General features: G+C 63.8%; 13 protein-coding genes and 1 pseudogene. 12 read left to right on the forward strand and 2 right to left on the reverse strand.

Annotated features, from left to right (window positions below):
- Positions 1-774 precede the first annotated feature (774 nt).
- The 4 genes from QYH69_RS20970 (at position 775) to QYH69_RS20985 (ending at position 4021) form a co-directional block, all read left to right on the forward strand.
- Positions 775-1851, forward strand: a complete 1077-nt coding sequence (locus tag QYH69_RS20970) for an RluA family pseudouridine synthase (protein WP_308833720.1) — start codon at positions 775-777, stop codon at positions 1849-1851.
- Positions 1832-2491 (forward strand): HAD-IIIA family hydrolase, encoded by a 660-nt coding sequence (locus QYH69_RS20975; RefSeq protein ID WP_308833721.1) that lies wholly within the window; start codon positions 1832-1834, stop codon positions 2489-2491. The genes QYH69_RS20970 and QYH69_RS20975 overlap by 20 nt, the downstream gene beginning before the upstream one ends.
- Positions 2488-2910 carry a Rieske 2Fe-2S domain-containing protein gene (locus QYH69_RS20980; protein ID WP_308833722.1) on the forward strand — a complete coding sequence of 141 codons (423 nt, stop codon included), beginning with the start codon at positions 2488-2490 and terminating at the stop codon, positions 2908-2910. The genes QYH69_RS20975 and QYH69_RS20980 overlap by 4 nt, the downstream gene beginning before the upstream one ends.
- A gap of 103 nt (positions 2911-3013) precedes the next feature.
- Positions 3014-4021: a S49 family peptidase gene (locus tag QYH69_RS20985; RefSeq protein ID WP_308833723.1), complete on the forward strand. Its 1008-nt coding sequence runs from the start codon at positions 3014-3016 to the stop codon at positions 4019-4021.
- Between the two features lie 85 nt (positions 4022-4106).
- Here QYH69_RS20985 and QYH69_RS20990 read toward each other — a convergent pair whose 3' ends face one another.
- Positions 4107-4826 (reverse strand): SAM-dependent methyltransferase, encoded by a 720-nt coding sequence (locus QYH69_RS20990; RefSeq protein WP_308833724.1) that lies wholly within the window; start codon positions 4824-4826, stop codon positions 4107-4109.
- Positions 4823-5452, reverse strand: a complete 630-nt coding sequence (locus tag QYH69_RS20995; RefSeq protein ID WP_308833725.1) for a Maf-like protein — start codon at positions 5450-5452, stop codon at positions 4823-4825. The genes QYH69_RS20990 and QYH69_RS20995 overlap by 4 nt, the downstream gene beginning before the upstream one ends.
- Before the next feature lie 400 nt (positions 5453-5852).
- On the opposite strand from QYH69_RS20995, the gene QYH69_RS21000 reads away from it, so the two are divergent.
- From QYH69_RS21000 to fabF, 8 genes and pseudogenes are all read left to right on the forward strand, one after another.
- Positions 5853-6545: a DUF177 domain-containing protein gene (locus QYH69_RS21000; protein ID WP_308833726.1), complete on the forward strand. Its 693-nt coding sequence runs from the start codon at positions 5853-5855 to the stop codon at positions 6543-6545.
- Between the two features lie 137 nt (positions 6546-6682).
- Complete coding sequence (gene rpmF, locus QYH69_RS21005; protein WP_219799365.1) at positions 6683-6862, forward strand: 50S ribosomal protein L32; 180 nt, start codon at positions 6683-6685, stop codon at positions 6860-6862.
- 220 nt (positions 6863-7082) lie between these two features.
- Positions 7083-8082, forward strand: a pseudogene (gene plsX, locus QYH69_RS21010) (phosphate acyltransferase PlsX); the annotation flags it as partial.
- Between the two features lie 331 nt (positions 8083-8413).
- Entirely contained in the window at positions 8414-9403 is a 990-nt protein-coding gene (locus QYH69_RS21015) for a beta-ketoacyl-ACP synthase III (protein ID WP_308833727.1), read from the forward strand.
- A 200-nt stretch (positions 9404-9603) separates the two neighbouring features.
- Positions 9604-10536: an ACP S-malonyltransferase gene (gene fabD, locus QYH69_RS21020; RefSeq protein ID WP_308833812.1), complete on the forward strand. Its 933-nt coding sequence runs from the start codon at positions 9604-9606 to the stop codon at positions 10534-10536.
- Positions 10537-10721: 185 nt separating this feature from the next.
- Positions 10722-11471, forward strand: coding sequence for a 3-oxoacyl-ACP reductase FabG (fabG, locus tag QYH69_RS21025; protein ID WP_308833728.1), 750 nt, complete (start codon positions 10722-10724; stop codon positions 11469-11471).
- 148 nt (positions 11472-11619) lie between these two features.
- On the forward strand, positions 11620-11859 hold the full coding sequence (gene acpP, locus QYH69_RS21030) for an acyl carrier protein (RefSeq protein ID WP_004197638.1): 240 nt from the start codon (positions 11620-11622) through the stop codon (positions 11857-11859).
- A 270-nt stretch (positions 11860-12129) separates the two neighbouring features.
- Positions 12130-13368, forward strand: a complete 1239-nt coding sequence (gene fabF / locus QYH69_RS21035) for a beta-ketoacyl-ACP synthase II (protein ID WP_308833729.1) — start codon at positions 12130-12132, stop codon at positions 13366-13368.
- Positions 13369-13401: the final 33 nt, after the last annotated feature.

Below are 13401 nucleotides of genomic sequence, written 5' to 3' on the forward strand. Positions count from 1 at the left end.
CAGTTGCAACCAGTTGCAGACCCGTCGCCGGATGACAGGCAGCGGCACGCCGCGCCTTATTGTGTTTTCACAAGCACGCTGGAGCAGGAAAAGTGGCGGGAGAATTGCCTTAAGAGGGCGCCGTCCGCAAGAAAGGACGAGGACGACTGCCGCAGGGCACATGCGAACACGGCTTCAAATAACGGCGCGACACGCCAGAGCCCGGCCGACCGTCTGCCTGTGCCTTCATCCATTCCCGCCGGCGCGCCAACTGGGCGCTGAACCGGACGGGCGAAGGCTGCGGTCTAACGCATGGGATTCGCTGTGCACCGCGATGTCCCGCTCTAAGCTGTCTCGCCTGATTTTTGACGTCGCCAAGTCCCGCATTTCCTCGCAGGACGCCATGGGCGCTCGCCGTATTTTCGCCACCGGCGCGCTTCGCATCGAAGCAAGGCGCGCCCGTCAAATTCTTTTTGACCAAAGTTCCGTTACCGTCGGAGCCGTTTCGACCGAACGCGCCTCTGGGCGCTGTCCCTGCCGGGCACGGCTTCCGTGCGTGCAACTTGTTGCATCTCGTTTTGGGGTGAGCAACGCGCCCCTGGCGCAAGTAAGATGTTGGTTTAACACCTGCACCTGTGCAATCCGCGCGCGGTTTGGCTGCGATTCGGCTGTGGTTCGACTGCGCTTTAACCGCATTTGAACCTCATTTGGACCGCGCTCGGGCTACCGGCGTCGGTTCCATGGCGCAGGCCGAACCCGCTCCCGCTGCAGACTGCTGGGCAAATTATATTCAGAATGAAAGAGTTAGGCAAAAATTCGCAGAAACCGGTCGCAGGTGATCAGGTGTCGATGATCGAAATCGACGACGGTGCGGCAGGTCAGCGGATCGATAATTTTTTATTGCGCATCTGTAAAGGTGTGCCAAAGAGCCATATTTATCGCATCCTGCGCAGCGGGGAAGTGCGCGTCAACAAGGGGCGCGTCGATGCGCAATACAGGCTTGCGTACGGCGACCTCGTCCGCGTGCCGCCGATTCGCATTGCGCACGGCGCGGCCGAGGCGGCGCCGCCGCCGCCTTCCGCCCATTTCACCATCCTGTTCGAAGACGACCACCTGCTCGTGATCGACAAGCCGGCCGGCGTCGCCGTGCACGGCGGCAGCGGCGTTGCGTTCGGCGTGATTGAGCAGCTGCGCGCGGCGCGGCCGCAGGCGAAGTTCCTCGAACTGGTACACAGGCTCGACCGCGAAACGTCGGGCGTGCTGATGCTCGCGAAAAAACGCGCGGCGCTCGTCGATCTGCACGAGCAGATTCGCGAGAACCGCGTCGACAAGCGCTATTACGCATGCGCGCACGGTGCATGGGCGAGCGACTGGGGCCGCCGCCGCGCGGTCAAGGAGCCGCTTCACAAATACCTGCTGCCCGACGGCGAGCGCCGCGTGCGCGTCCAGCCGGACGGATTGCCGTCGCATACGGTGTTCAATCTCGTCGATCGCTGGCCCGAGTACGTATTTCTCGAAGCGGAGCTGAAAACGGGGCGCACGCATCAGATACGCGTCCATCTGGCTCACCTGGGGCTGCCGATCGTCGGCGACGCGAAGTACGGCGATTTCGCGCTGAACAAGGCGCTCGCGCGTGCGAACGCCGTGCCGGGGCTGAAACGCATGTTTTTGCACGCGTACCGGCTCAAGATCACGCATCCGGCGACCGGCGAGACGCTGCAGTTCGAGGCGCGGCTGCCGGACGAGTGCCGGCGCTTTATTTCACAGCTTGCCGAGCTGAACGGGCAGAATCCCTCCGGTCCTTCATCGAGCATTTCTACCCTTATTTCCTCCGATAACGAGACGCACACGCATGGCTCGACAGCAATTTGATCTGATCGTCTTCGACTGGGACGGCACGCTGATGGATTCGACCGCGCATATTGCGCGCAGCATTCAGGCCGCGTGCCGCGATCTGGGGTTGCCGGTGCCGGCGACCGAGGCGGCGAGCTATGTGATCGGCCTCGGCCTGCGCGATGCGCTGCAAATCGCCGCGCCGACGCTGGACCCGGCCGACTATCCGCGGCTTGCGGAGCGCTATCGCTTCCATTTCCTCGTCAAAGATCCGACCACCGAGCTCTTTGCCGGCGCGCGCGAATTGCTGGCCGAACTGCGCGAAACCGGTTACCTGCTGGCGATCGCAACCGGCAAGAGCCGCGTCGGTCTGAACCGCGCGCTCGATCAGGTGCGTCTGACGAGCGTGTTCGACGGCACGCGCTGCGCCGACGAAACCTTCTCGAAACCGCACCCGGCGATGCTGCACGAGTTGACGCGCGAACTCGGGCAGGACCCGGCGCGCACCGTGATGATCGGCGACACGACGCACGACCTGCAAATGGCGGCGAACGCGGGCGTTGCCGGCATCGGCGTCGCTTACGGCGCGCATCCGGCCGACTCGCTATCGGCTTTCGGACCGAAGTACATCGCCGAAAGCATCGGCTCGCTGTCCGACTGGTTGCGCGAGCACGCATGATGAGCGAAAACGCCGCATCGCCCGATCCCGTGCGCGTGTGCGCATCCGACGACCTCGTCGACGGCGGCGCCGGCGTGCGGCGCGACGCGACCTGTGGCGACGGTAACGTCGTTGTATTCTTCGTGCGCTACGATGGCACCGCATACGGCTACCTGAACCGCTGCGCGCACGTGCCGATGGAACTCGACTGGGTCGAAGGTCAGTTCTTCGAATCGTCGGGTTTATACTTGATGTGCTCGACGCACGGCGCGATCTACGCGCCCGATACGGGGAAATGCGTCGGCGGTCCATGCCGTGGCGGGCGGTTGCGTCCGGTGCGCGTCGAAGAGCGCGAAACGCCTGAAGGGCGCGCGGTATTCTGGCTACCGGATGACGAGCTTCGGCCGCTGGGTTTGGGGCCGCTGAGTCTGGGCCGCTGAGTCTGGGCCGCTGAGTCTGGGCCGCTGAGCGCCGGACCCGAAGCACCCCGATCATCCCGTTCAATTCCCGTAACAGCAATCCAATCGATGCAGGCGGCAACGCATGTCTGACAATCTCACTCCCGATTCCCACGAAGCGGCCAAAGCGGCTGCGCAAAAGTCCGTGGCCGACCACGAGCCCGGCTGGGAGCGCGCCGCGCTCGAACGCATCGCGCTCGCCGCGATTGCCGAGCAGCGTGCCGCGCGGCGCTGGCGCATCTTCTTCCGCTTCGTGTTTCTCGCGATTCTCGTCGCGATCGGCTGGGGCGTGTTCGATCTGACGGGCGACCATGTCGCGGCGACGGGCCGTCATACCGCGCTCGTTTCGCTCGACGGCGAGATTTCGTCGGATACCAATGCGAACGCGGACGACATCAACTCCGCGCTCGACGATGCATTCGACGATGCCGGCACCGCCGGTGTGGTTCTGCATTGCAACAGCCCGGGCGGCAGCCCGGTGCAGGCGGGCATCATCTATAGCGAGATCCGGCGGCTGCGCAGCAAGCATCCGTCGATTCCGCTTTATGTCGTGGTCGGCGATATGTGCGCGTCGGGTGGCTACTATGTGGCTGCCGCGGCGGACAGGATCTATGTCGACAAGGCGAGCATCGTCGGCTCGATCGGCGTGCTGATGGACGGCTTCGGCTTTACCGGTCTGATGGACAAGCTCGGCATCCAGCGGCGGCTGCATACGTCCGGCGAAAACAAGGGCTTCTTCGACCCGTTCTCGCCCGACACGCCGAAGATGGACGCGCACGCACAACAGATGCTCGACCAGATCCATACGCAATTCATCGACGCGGTACGCCGGGGCCGCGGCAAGCGGCTGCACGAGACGCCGGACATTTTCTCGGGCCTGTTCTGGACCGGCGAGAAAAGCGTCGAACTAGGGCTTGCGGACGGCTTCGGCGATACCGACTATGTCGCGCGCGAAATCATCAAGGCGCCGGATGTCGTCGACTACACGGTGAAGGAAAGCATCACCGACCGCGTGGCGCGCAAGTTCGGCGCGGCGGTCGGCAGTGCAGCGATTCACGCGATGATTGCCGGCGGAAAGCTCAATTTGCGGTAACGCGCGGGCGGTGCCGCGCGCGTCGAGCGGCTCGACGTGGTGCGACACCGGATGGCGTCTCGGCTCGCGCTGTCGCCGTCGCGATCTAAACTGCCAGCAGCAGAAAAATCGCCGGCCGCTTGTGCAAGTCGGGCGCCGGCTTCCTCTTCCAGTCACTGATCGCGCGGCTCACGATCGTTTCACTCGCGAGCGTCAGATCGACTGCGACACAGACAAGCGTCGACGGCGCGCACGATGCGATCAGCGTATCGAGCAGAGCGCGATTGCGATACGGCGTTTCGATGAAGATCTGTGTCTGTTTCGCCTTGCGCGACTGCTGTTCGAGTTCGCGCAAGCGCTTTGCGCGCTCGCCCGCATCGACGGGCAGGTAGCCGTGGAAGGCGAAGCTCTGGCCGTTCAGGCCCGACGCCATCAACGCCAGCAGAATCGAACTCGGGCCGACGAACGGCACGACCTTGATGCCGCGCTCATGCGCGCGCCGCACGAGCAGCGCGCCCGGATCGGCGACGGCGGGGCAGCCGGCTTCCGATACGAGCCCCGCGTCGGTTCCGGCGAGAATCGGCGCGAGCAGCCGGTCGATTTCACCGGCGGGCGTGTTCACGTTGAGCTCGCGAATCTCGATTTCCTGGATCGGCCTCCCGGTGCCGACTTTCTTCAGAAATGCGCGCGTGGTCTTTGCGTTTTCGCCGATGTAATAGCCAAGTGTCGCGGCGCGCGCGCGAACCGGCGCGGGAAGCACGGCGTCGAGCGCACTCGCGTCGCCGTCGCCGAGCGTGTTCGGGATCAGATAAAGCACGCCGGTCATTGCATCCCCCAGAGCGGATAGCCCGCGGCGAGCAGCAGGCCCGACAACGCGATCAGCGGCAGGCCGATCAGCGCGGTCGGGTCGTCCGATTCGATGGCCTCGATGAGCGTGATGCCGAGCCCTTCGGCCTTCGCGCTGCCGGCAACGTCGTACGGCGTTTCGGCTCTCAGATACGCGTCGAGCGCGGCGTCGGGAAGCTTCCGGAAGCGCACGCGCGTCACGACATCGACGCGTTGTGCCTGATCCGAGCGGCTGTCGAAGAGGCATAGCGCGCTGTGGAACAGTACGTCGCGGCCGCGCATTGCCTGCAACTGCGCGAGCGCTTTTTCGTGAGTGCCGGGCTTGCCGATCTGCAGGTCGTCGAAAGTGGCGACCTGGTCGGAGCCGATGATGAGCGCTTCGTCGCCGGCGGCGAGGCTTGCCGCGACCGCACGCGCTTTCGCCTCGGCGAGGCGCAGCGCGGTCGCTTGCGGGCTTTCGCCGGCATGCGGCGTCTCGTCGAGGTCCGGCACGGCGACATCGAACGGGATGCGCAGGCGTTCGAGCAGCTCGCGGCGGTAGCGCGAACTCGACGCGAGAATCAGGCGGGGCGGGCGTTGGGGCGGGCTTTTGAACGGTTCCGGCATGGTGAAGAACGGGTTATGAAAGGTGGTCCGCGTGCGGCGCCGCAAAGCGCGGCTTAAGTGTTTGACTCGAAAAGACAAAACGGATATAGTTTTGGGCTTTTCTGGCGAGGCTCCTGCGGAAAGCGCTGCGTGATCTCCGGGTTTCTCGATTTTTCGCTGAATCCTTCGCGGCAGGTCTTTTGGGGAATCCCTTTGCGGCAAGGCCTGCCGGGTTTTGCCGCACGTCTTGCCAGATGCCCGCAAGCATGCCCGCAAGCACCTCGCACGCGCCTCGCAGCGCAGGTAAAAGCGAAGCGGGCGGGCGGCGATAGCGGGAAAATGAGCGGGAAAATGAGCGGGAAAATGAGCGGGAAAATGAGCTGAAAAGAGAGCTGGAAAATGCAGGCAGCAGGGGACGCATATGACGCATTCGACTCAGCACAAAGGTACGCCTGGCACCGTTGATCCACGGCAACTCGACCTGTTCGAGTTTGCGCGCAGTGGGCGGCAAGCGGCCGGCGTCGTGCGCGTTTCGCAACTGCCGCGCATGTTAAACGAAGTTCCGGCGGACGCGCCAGCAGACGAACGCGATACCGCTTTCACCTGGCAAGCCGAAGGATCGACGCAGCCGGAATTGCAGGACGACGGCACCGAAGGACCGCAGCCGTATTTGCGGCTCGCGATTCACGGCAGCGCGTGGCTCGAATGTCAGCGCTGTCTTGCGCCGTACGAGCAGGCATTCAATGTCGATGCGATTTATCGCATCGTCGGCACTGAAGCGGAAGCTGAAGAGTTTCCGCTCGATGAAGATGAAGTCGATGTGATCGTGGGCTCGCGCCAGTTCGATCTCGTCGAACTGATCGAAGAAGAATTGTTGCTGTCGCTGCCGCTCGTGCCGAAGCACGAGGTCTGCCCCGACGTGCACGAAAGTCTGAGCTCGGGCGCGGCCGGTACGGAGGGCAGCGACGAGCACGACGAAGCAGATGAAAAAAGCGGAGCCGAGCCGGAACGGCCGAATCCGTTTGCAGTGTTGCAAGGCCTGAAGTCGAAGGGTCCGGCCGAGTCGGATGACGAATCCGACGACGGGCCGGGCAATTCGGGCGGCAAGCACTGAACAGGTTGCAGGGGTAGCGCGGGGCGGTCAGAAAGTGGACCGCCGAGTGGACCGCGAGGTGGGCCGGTTAGCAAGCCTGCCAGTGGCGGTCGCGACATCGCGCTGTGTTAGAATTCGGAAAATTTTCAGGAGTTATCATGGCAGTTCAACAAAACAAGAAGTCGCCGTCGAAGCGTGGCATGCACCGTTCGCACGATTTCCTCAACACGGCGCCGCTCGCAGTCGAGCCGAGCACGGGTGAAGTGCATCTGCGTCACCACATCAGCCCGAACGGCTACTACCGCGGCAAGAAAGTCGTCAAGACGAAGAACGACTAATCGGCGAGAGCGTGTTGCGCCCGTTCATAGGCGTTGCGCGCGGCGATCGGTCCGTCGCTGCCGGTTGCGCGGCTGCGGTTTGCGCTGCGGCCATTGCAGCGGATTCAACGATCAGGCTGTTTCGTATCGGCTTGACAGACACTCGCCTGACATTTTCCCGGCACATCGAAAAGGCGGCATTCACTTGCCGCTTTTTTGTGTCTGAAATTCGTCGCACTCGATGACTGTAAAACTCACGATCGATTGCATGGGAGGCGACCACGGCCCGTCCGTGACCGTCCCGGCTGCCGTCAACTTCGTTCGCTCGCATCCCGACGCGCAACTGATGCTGGTCGGCATCGAGAGCGCGATCCGCGCGCAACTGAAGAAGCTGAAAGCATTGAACGAGCCGGCGCTGACGGTCGTGCCGGCGAGCGAGATCGTCGCCATGGACGATCCGGTCGAGGTTGCGCTGCGCAAAAAGAAAGACTCGTCGATGCGCGTCGCACTGAACCGCGTGAAGGATGACGACGCACAGGCCTGCATCTCCGCCGGCAACACCGGCGCGCTGATGGCGGTCTCCCGCTACGTGCTCAAAACGCTGCCCGGCATCGAGCGCCCGGCGATCGCGTTCGCGCTGCCGAACCCGACCGGCTATACGATGATGCTGGACCTTGGCGCGAACGTCGATTGCGAGCCGCAGCATCTGCTGCAGTTCGCCGAGATGGGCCACGCGCTCGTGTCGGCACTCGAGGGCAAGGAGCGTCCGACCATCGGTCTGCTGAACATCGGCGAAGAGATGATCAAGGGCAACGAGACGATCAAGCGCGCCGGCGAACTGCTGCGCGCGAGCACGCTGAATTTCCGCGGCAACGTCGAAGGCGACGACATCTACAAGGGAACGACCGATGTGATCGTCTGCGACGGTTTTGTCGGCAACGTTGCGTTGAAGACGTCTGAAGGCCTCGCGCAGATGCTCTCCGACATCATCAAGGAAGAGTTCGGCCGCTCGTGGCTCACGAAGGTGATGGCGGTGCTCGCGCTGCCGGTGCTGCTGCGTTTCAAGAAGCGTGTCGATCATCGGCAATACAACGGCGCCGCGCTGCTCGGCCTGCGCAGTCTCGTGATCAAGAGCCACGGGTCCGCCGATGCGTACGCGTTTGAATGGGCCATCAAACGCGGGTATGATGCCGTCAAAAATGGCGTGCTCGACCGTCTGGCGCGCGCGATGGACGAGAACGCGGGTTCCCTCGAACAGGCAACGCAGACGGCGCAAGCCGCGCGCGACGCGAGCAGCACGGCGGGCGGCGCTTCGCCGGATCTGGCCGCTTCATCCGGATCGGGCAGTCCCGCGAAGTTGACCGCCGCATCGACCGCCACATCGACCCCCGGGCCGACTCCTGAGCCCGGCGCGGACGATCCGGCGAATCCCGCCGGTTCATCCGCCGGTGCGGTGGGCTCCGACGGTCCCGCGGGCTCCGCTGCTAGTCCTGCCGCCAGTCCTGCGGTCGATCCTCTCGCAGGCCGCACAGGTCGTGCCGGGCCCTACGCCGCATCATCCTCGAAGGCATAATGGCGCAATCCACTCTTTACTCCCGCGTGCTGGGCACCGGCAGTTATCTGCCGCCGCAACGCATCTCCAATCAGGAACTGGCCGATCGTCTCGCGAAGCAGGGTGTCGAGACGAGCGACGAATGGATCGTTGCCCGCACGGGCATCCACGCACGTCATTTCGCTGATCCCGAAGTCACGACGAGCGACCTGGCCCTCTTCGCTTCGCAGCGCGCGATCGAAGCCGCCGATGTCGATCCGCAATCGATCGACCTCATCATCGTCGCAACCTCGACGCCCGATTTCGTGTTTCCGAGCACCGCTTGTCTGTTGCAGAACAAGCTCGGCATCAGGAACACCGGCGCCGCATTCGACGTGCAGGCCGTGTGCTCGGGTTTCGCCTACGCCGTCGCGACGGCGGACAGCTTTATCCGTAGCGGCCAGCATCGCACCGCGCTCGTCGTCGGTGCCGAGACGTTTTCGCGCATTCTCGATTTCAACGATCGCACCACGTGCGTGCTGTTCGGCGACGGCGCGGGCGCGGTCGTACTGCAGGCATCGAACGAGCCGGGCGTGCTTTCGAACGCGCTGCACGCGGACGGCAGCTACTCGAGCATCCTTTGCACGCCGGGCAATGTGAGCGGCGGTGTGGTGTCGGGCAGCGCGTTCCTGCACATGGACGGCCAGGCGGTGTTCAAGCTCGCGGTCGGCGTGCTCGAGAAGGTCGCGGTCGAAGCGCTCGAAAAAGCGAACCTCAAGGCCGAAGAAATCGACTGGCTGATTCCGCATCAGGCCAACATCCGCATCATGCAAAGCACGTGTCGCAAGCTAGGCTTGCCTCAGGAGCGCATGATCGTCACCGTGCACGAGCACGGTAATACGTCGGCTGCGTCCATCCCGCTCGCACTCGACGTCGCGGTCCGCGACGGCCGCATCAAGCGCGGGCATAACGTGCTGATCGAAGGCGTCGGCGGCGGCTTTACATGGGGCGCTTCGGTGATCCGTTTCTGACGGCCGGCCAGTTCCTGCCGCAGTTCTTTCGTGACGACGGCCGCGTGCCGCTCGCCTATGCAACGGCGGTGAGGGCCGTAAGGGCGGCAACAGCGCGATAGCACACATGCTGCTTGCGCGTACGCAGGAGCGCGCGCATGCAAAAGACGGCATCGCGCGCCTCGCCGCGCACATCTGAATTCATCGATTTTGGGGGCGATATGAAATTTGCGTTCGTTTTTCCGGGCCAAGGCTCGCAATCGGTCGGCATGCTGAACGCGTTCAGCGATCATCCTGTTGTGCGCGAGACGGTCCAGGAAGCGTCGGACGCACTGAACCAGGACATCGGCAAGCTGATCGCCGAAGGCCCGGCAGACGATCTGAATCTGACGACGAATACGCAGCCCGTCATGCTGACTGCAGCCTATGCGATTTACCGCGCATGGCAGGTGGCCGGCGGCCCCGCGCCGGCTATCGTCGCGGGCCACAGCCTCGGCGAATACACGGCGCTTGTCGCGGCCGGCGCGCTCAAGTTTCGCGACGCGGTGCCGCTCGTGCGTTTTCGCGCGCAAGCGATGCAGAGCGCGGTGCCGGTCGGCGTCGGCGGCATGGCCGCGATTCTCGGCCTCGACGACGATACGGTGCGCGCCGCGTGCAGCGAAGCATCGTCCGAAGGCTCGGTCGAGGCCGTCAACTTCAATGCGCCCGCGCAGGTCGTGATCGCGGGCCATAGGGCCGCGGTGGAAAAAGCGTGCGAAATCGCCAAGGCGAAGGGCGCGAAGCGCGCGCTGCCGCTGCCGGTGTCGGCGCCGTTCCACTCGTCGCTGCTCAAGCCCGCTTCCGATCAACTGCGTACCTATCTCGCGAATGTCGAAATCGAAGTGCCGTCGATCTCGGTGATCAACAATGTCGACGTCGCGATGGTCCGCGAGCCGGCTGCGATCAAGGACGCGCTCGTGCGCCAGGCGGCCGGTGCGGTGCGCTGGGTCGAATGCGTGCGGGCGATGGCGAAAGAGGGCGTGACGCAGGTATTCGAATGCGGTCCGGGCAAGGTGCTTGCTGGCCTCACGAAACGCATCGACGGCAATCTCGGCGGCGCGGCAATCGTCGATCCGGCGTCGCTCGACGAAGCGCTGAAGCTCGCGAACGCTTGACGTGACGCAGGGCAGGCACGGCACCACACGCGCGGTTACGAAGCGGCAGCGCCACGGCGAATAAAATGGCGGACCACCAACGGCCAACACAATCGATCGCACACGGCCGCCGCCGCGGATTGGTTTAAACCGCCTGCGAACAGCGGGCAAGCGGAACCCAGGCAGAATCACAGCGGAATTCAACGATGGAAAAATCTCTCGACAAGCAGATCGCAGTGGTCACCGGCGCATCGCGCGGCATTGGTCGCGCGATCGCGCTCGAACTCGCGCGTCAGGGCGCAACCGTGGTCGGCACGGCGACCAGCGAGAGCGGCGCGCAAGCGATCACCGAAGCGTTTCGCGAAGCGAATCTGCACGGCCGCGGCGCGGTGCTCGACGTCAACGACGCCGCTGCTGTCGAAGCGCTGATCGACGGCACGGTGAAGGAATTCGGTTCGCTCAACGTACTCGTGAATAACGCGGGCATCACGCAGGACCAGCTCGCGATGCGCATGAAAGACGAAGACTGGGACGCCGTGCTCGATACGAATCTGAAGGCCGTGTTCCGTCTTTCGCGCGCGGTGCTGCGCCCGATGATGAAGGCGCGGGGTGGGCGCATCGTCAACATCACGTCGATCGTCGGCGCGTCGGGCAACCCGGGCCAGGCGAACTATGCGGCGGCGAAGGCCGGCGTGGCCGGTATGACGCGCGCGCTGGCCCGCGAGATCGGTAGCCGCGGCGTCACGGTGAACTGCGTCGCGCCGGGCTTCATCGATACCGACATGACGCGCGTGCTGCCCGAAGAGCAGCAGACCGCATTGAAGGCACAGGTGCCGCTGGGGCGTCTGGGCACGCCGGAAGAGATCGCCTACGCGGTCGCGTTCCTCGCATCGCCGCAAGCCGCCTACATCACGGGCGTCGAATTGCACGTAAACGGCGGCATGTATATGTCGTAATCAAATTCGGTTACTATCCGCGCCGCAGCGCAGTTTCGCGCGTGCGCGGACGGAGCCTTGGCAGCAACGTGCGCGCCGTTTTTCCGCGGGGCAAACCTGATAAAATGCGCGCACCTGTATTTATGAACTTTTTTCCCTTGGAGGGGTAATGGACAACATCGAACAACGCGTTAAGAAGATCGTTGCGGAACAACTGGGCGTCGCCGAAGCGGAAATCAAGAACGAAGCCTCGTTCGTCAACGATCTCGGCGCTGATTCGCTCGATACCGTCGAACTCGTGATGGCCCTCGAAGACGAATTCGGCATGGAAATTCCGGATGAAGAAGCCGAGAAGATCACCACGGTGCAGCAAGCGATCGACTACGCTCGCGCCAACGTCAAGGCCTAAGGTCATTCGCGCCAGCGTCGCTGCCTGCATGGTCGTCGCCCGCGTGGTCTTCGCATCTGCCGGCGCCGCCCGCATCGTCCGTGTCGGCGCGCCGCCGCACCATGGCCTGCGCGCCGCGCGTGGAACAGGCGGCCGGGCCGCCGCTTCCGGCATTCATGCCAGGCTCATAGCCACAGGGTACACAGGCTCGTTTCCTGTTACCGCTGTGGCTTTTGCTTTGGGCTGAATCTGCCGCTTTCGCTTTCGTCATTCTATGGAAAAGGGGTTACCGTGAGCCGCCGTCGTGTTGTTGTTACAGGCCTGGGGCTGATTTCGCCTGTTGGCAATAATGTTGCCGATGGATGGGCCAATCTGGTCGCCGGCAAATCCGGCATCGCCGACATCACGAAGTTCGACACGTCGAATTTCTCCACTCGCTTCGCCGGCGAGGTCAAAGGCTTCAGCGTCGAGGAATACATTCCGGCCAAGGAAGCGCGCCATATGGACACGTTCATCCATTACGGCATCGCGGCGGGCATGCAGGCGATCAAGGATAGCGGCCTCGCGATCGACGAAGCGCTGGCCGAACGCGTCGGTGTTGTCGTCGGCTCGGGCATCGGCGGCCTGCCGATGATCGAAATCACGCAGACCGAACTGTTGAACCGCGGCCCGCGCCGCATCTCGCCGTTCTTCGTACCGGCGTCGATCATCAACATGATTTCGGGCCATCTGTCGATCAAGTTCGGCCTGAAGGGCCCGAATCTGTCGATGGTTACGGCGTGCACGACGGGCCTGCATTGCATCGGCGAAGCTTCGCGTCTGATCGAATACGGCGACGCCGACGTGATGATCGCGGGCGGCGCGGAATCGACCGTGTCGCCGCTCGGCATCGGCGGTTTCGCGGCGGCGCGCGCGCTGTCGCAGCGCAATGACGACCCGGCGACGGCGAGCCGTCCGTGGGACAAGGACCGCGACGGTTTCGTGCTCGGCGAAGGCGCGGGCGTGATGGTGCTCGAAGAGTACGAACACGCGAAGGCGCGCGGCGCGAAGATCTACGCCGAAGTGGCGGGCTACGGCATGAGCGGCGACGCGTACCACATGACCGCGCCGCTCGAAGACGGCGATGGTGCACGCCGCTGCATGCTGGCCGCGATGAAGAACGCGCGCATCAACGCAGACGAAGTCGGTTATCTGAATGCGCATGGCACGTCGACCCCGCTGGGCGATCTCGCGGAAACGACCGGCATCAAGCGCGCGTTCGGCGATCACGCGAAGAAAATCGTCGTTAACTCGACGAAGTCGATGACCGGGCACCTGCTCGGCGGCGCCGGCGGCCTCGAGTCCGTGTTCACGGTGCTCGCCTTGCATCATCAGGTGTCGCCGCCGACCATCAACATCTTCAACCAGGATCCGCAATGCGATCTCGACTACTGCGCGAACACCGCGCGGGAGATGAAGATCGATGTCGCGCTGAAGAACTCGTTCGGGTTCGGCGGCACGAACGGGACACTGGTGTTCAAGCGCGCATAAGCGGCCTTACCGTTTGACGCAGTCGCATAGGCA

The sequence above is a fragment of the Paraburkholderia sp. SARCC-3016 genome (assembly GCF_031119615.1).
Classification (GTDB): Bacteria; Pseudomonadota; Gammaproteobacteria; order Burkholderiales; family Burkholderiaceae; genus Paraburkholderia.

Excerpts from the sequence above, each read along its gene's own strand:
- rpmF (WP_219799365.1), top strand. The coding sequence starts at position 6,683 with ATGGCAGTTCAACAAAACAAGAAGTCGCCGTCGAAGCGTGGCATGCAC.
- fabD (WP_308833812.1), top strand. The coding sequence starts at position 9,604 with ATGAAATTTGCGTTCGTTTTTCCGGGCCAAGGCTCGCAATCGGTCGGC.
- QYH69_RS20995 (WP_308833725.1), bottom strand. The coding sequence starts at position 5,452 with ATGCCGGAACCGTTCAAAAGCCCGCCCCAACGCCCGCCCCGCCTGATT.
- QYH69_RS20990 (WP_308833724.1), bottom strand. The coding sequence starts at position 4,826 with ATGACCGGCGTGCTTTATCTGATCCCGAACACGCTCGGCGACGGCGAC.
- QYH69_RS20985 (WP_308833723.1), top strand. The coding sequence starts at position 3,014 with ATGTCTGACAATCTCACTCCCGATTCCCACGAAGCGGCCAAAGCGGCT.
- QYH69_RS20970 (WP_308833720.1), top strand. The coding sequence starts at position 775 with ATGAAAGAGTTAGGCAAAAATTCGCAGAAACCGGTCGCAGGTGATCAG.
- QYH69_RS20980 (WP_308833722.1), top strand. The coding sequence starts at position 2,488 with ATGATGAGCGAAAACGCCGCATCGCCCGATCCCGTGCGCGTGTGCGCA.
- fabG (WP_308833728.1), top strand. The coding sequence starts at position 10,722 with ATGGAAAAATCTCTCGACAAGCAGATCGCAGTGGTCACCGGCGCATCG.
- QYH69_RS21000 (WP_308833726.1), top strand. The coding sequence starts at position 5,853 with ATGACGCATTCGACTCAGCACAAAGGTACGCCTGGCACCGTTGATCCA.
- acpP (WP_004197638.1), top strand. The coding sequence starts at position 11,620 with ATGGACAACATCGAACAACGCGTTAAGAAGATCGTTGCGGAACAACTG.
- QYH69_RS20975 (WP_308833721.1), top strand. The coding sequence starts at position 1,832 with ATGGCTCGACAGCAATTTGATCTGATCGTCTTCGACTGGGACGGCACG.
- QYH69_RS21015 (WP_308833727.1), top strand. The coding sequence starts at position 8,414 with ATGGCGCAATCCACTCTTTACTCCCGCGTGCTGGGCACCGGCAGTTAT.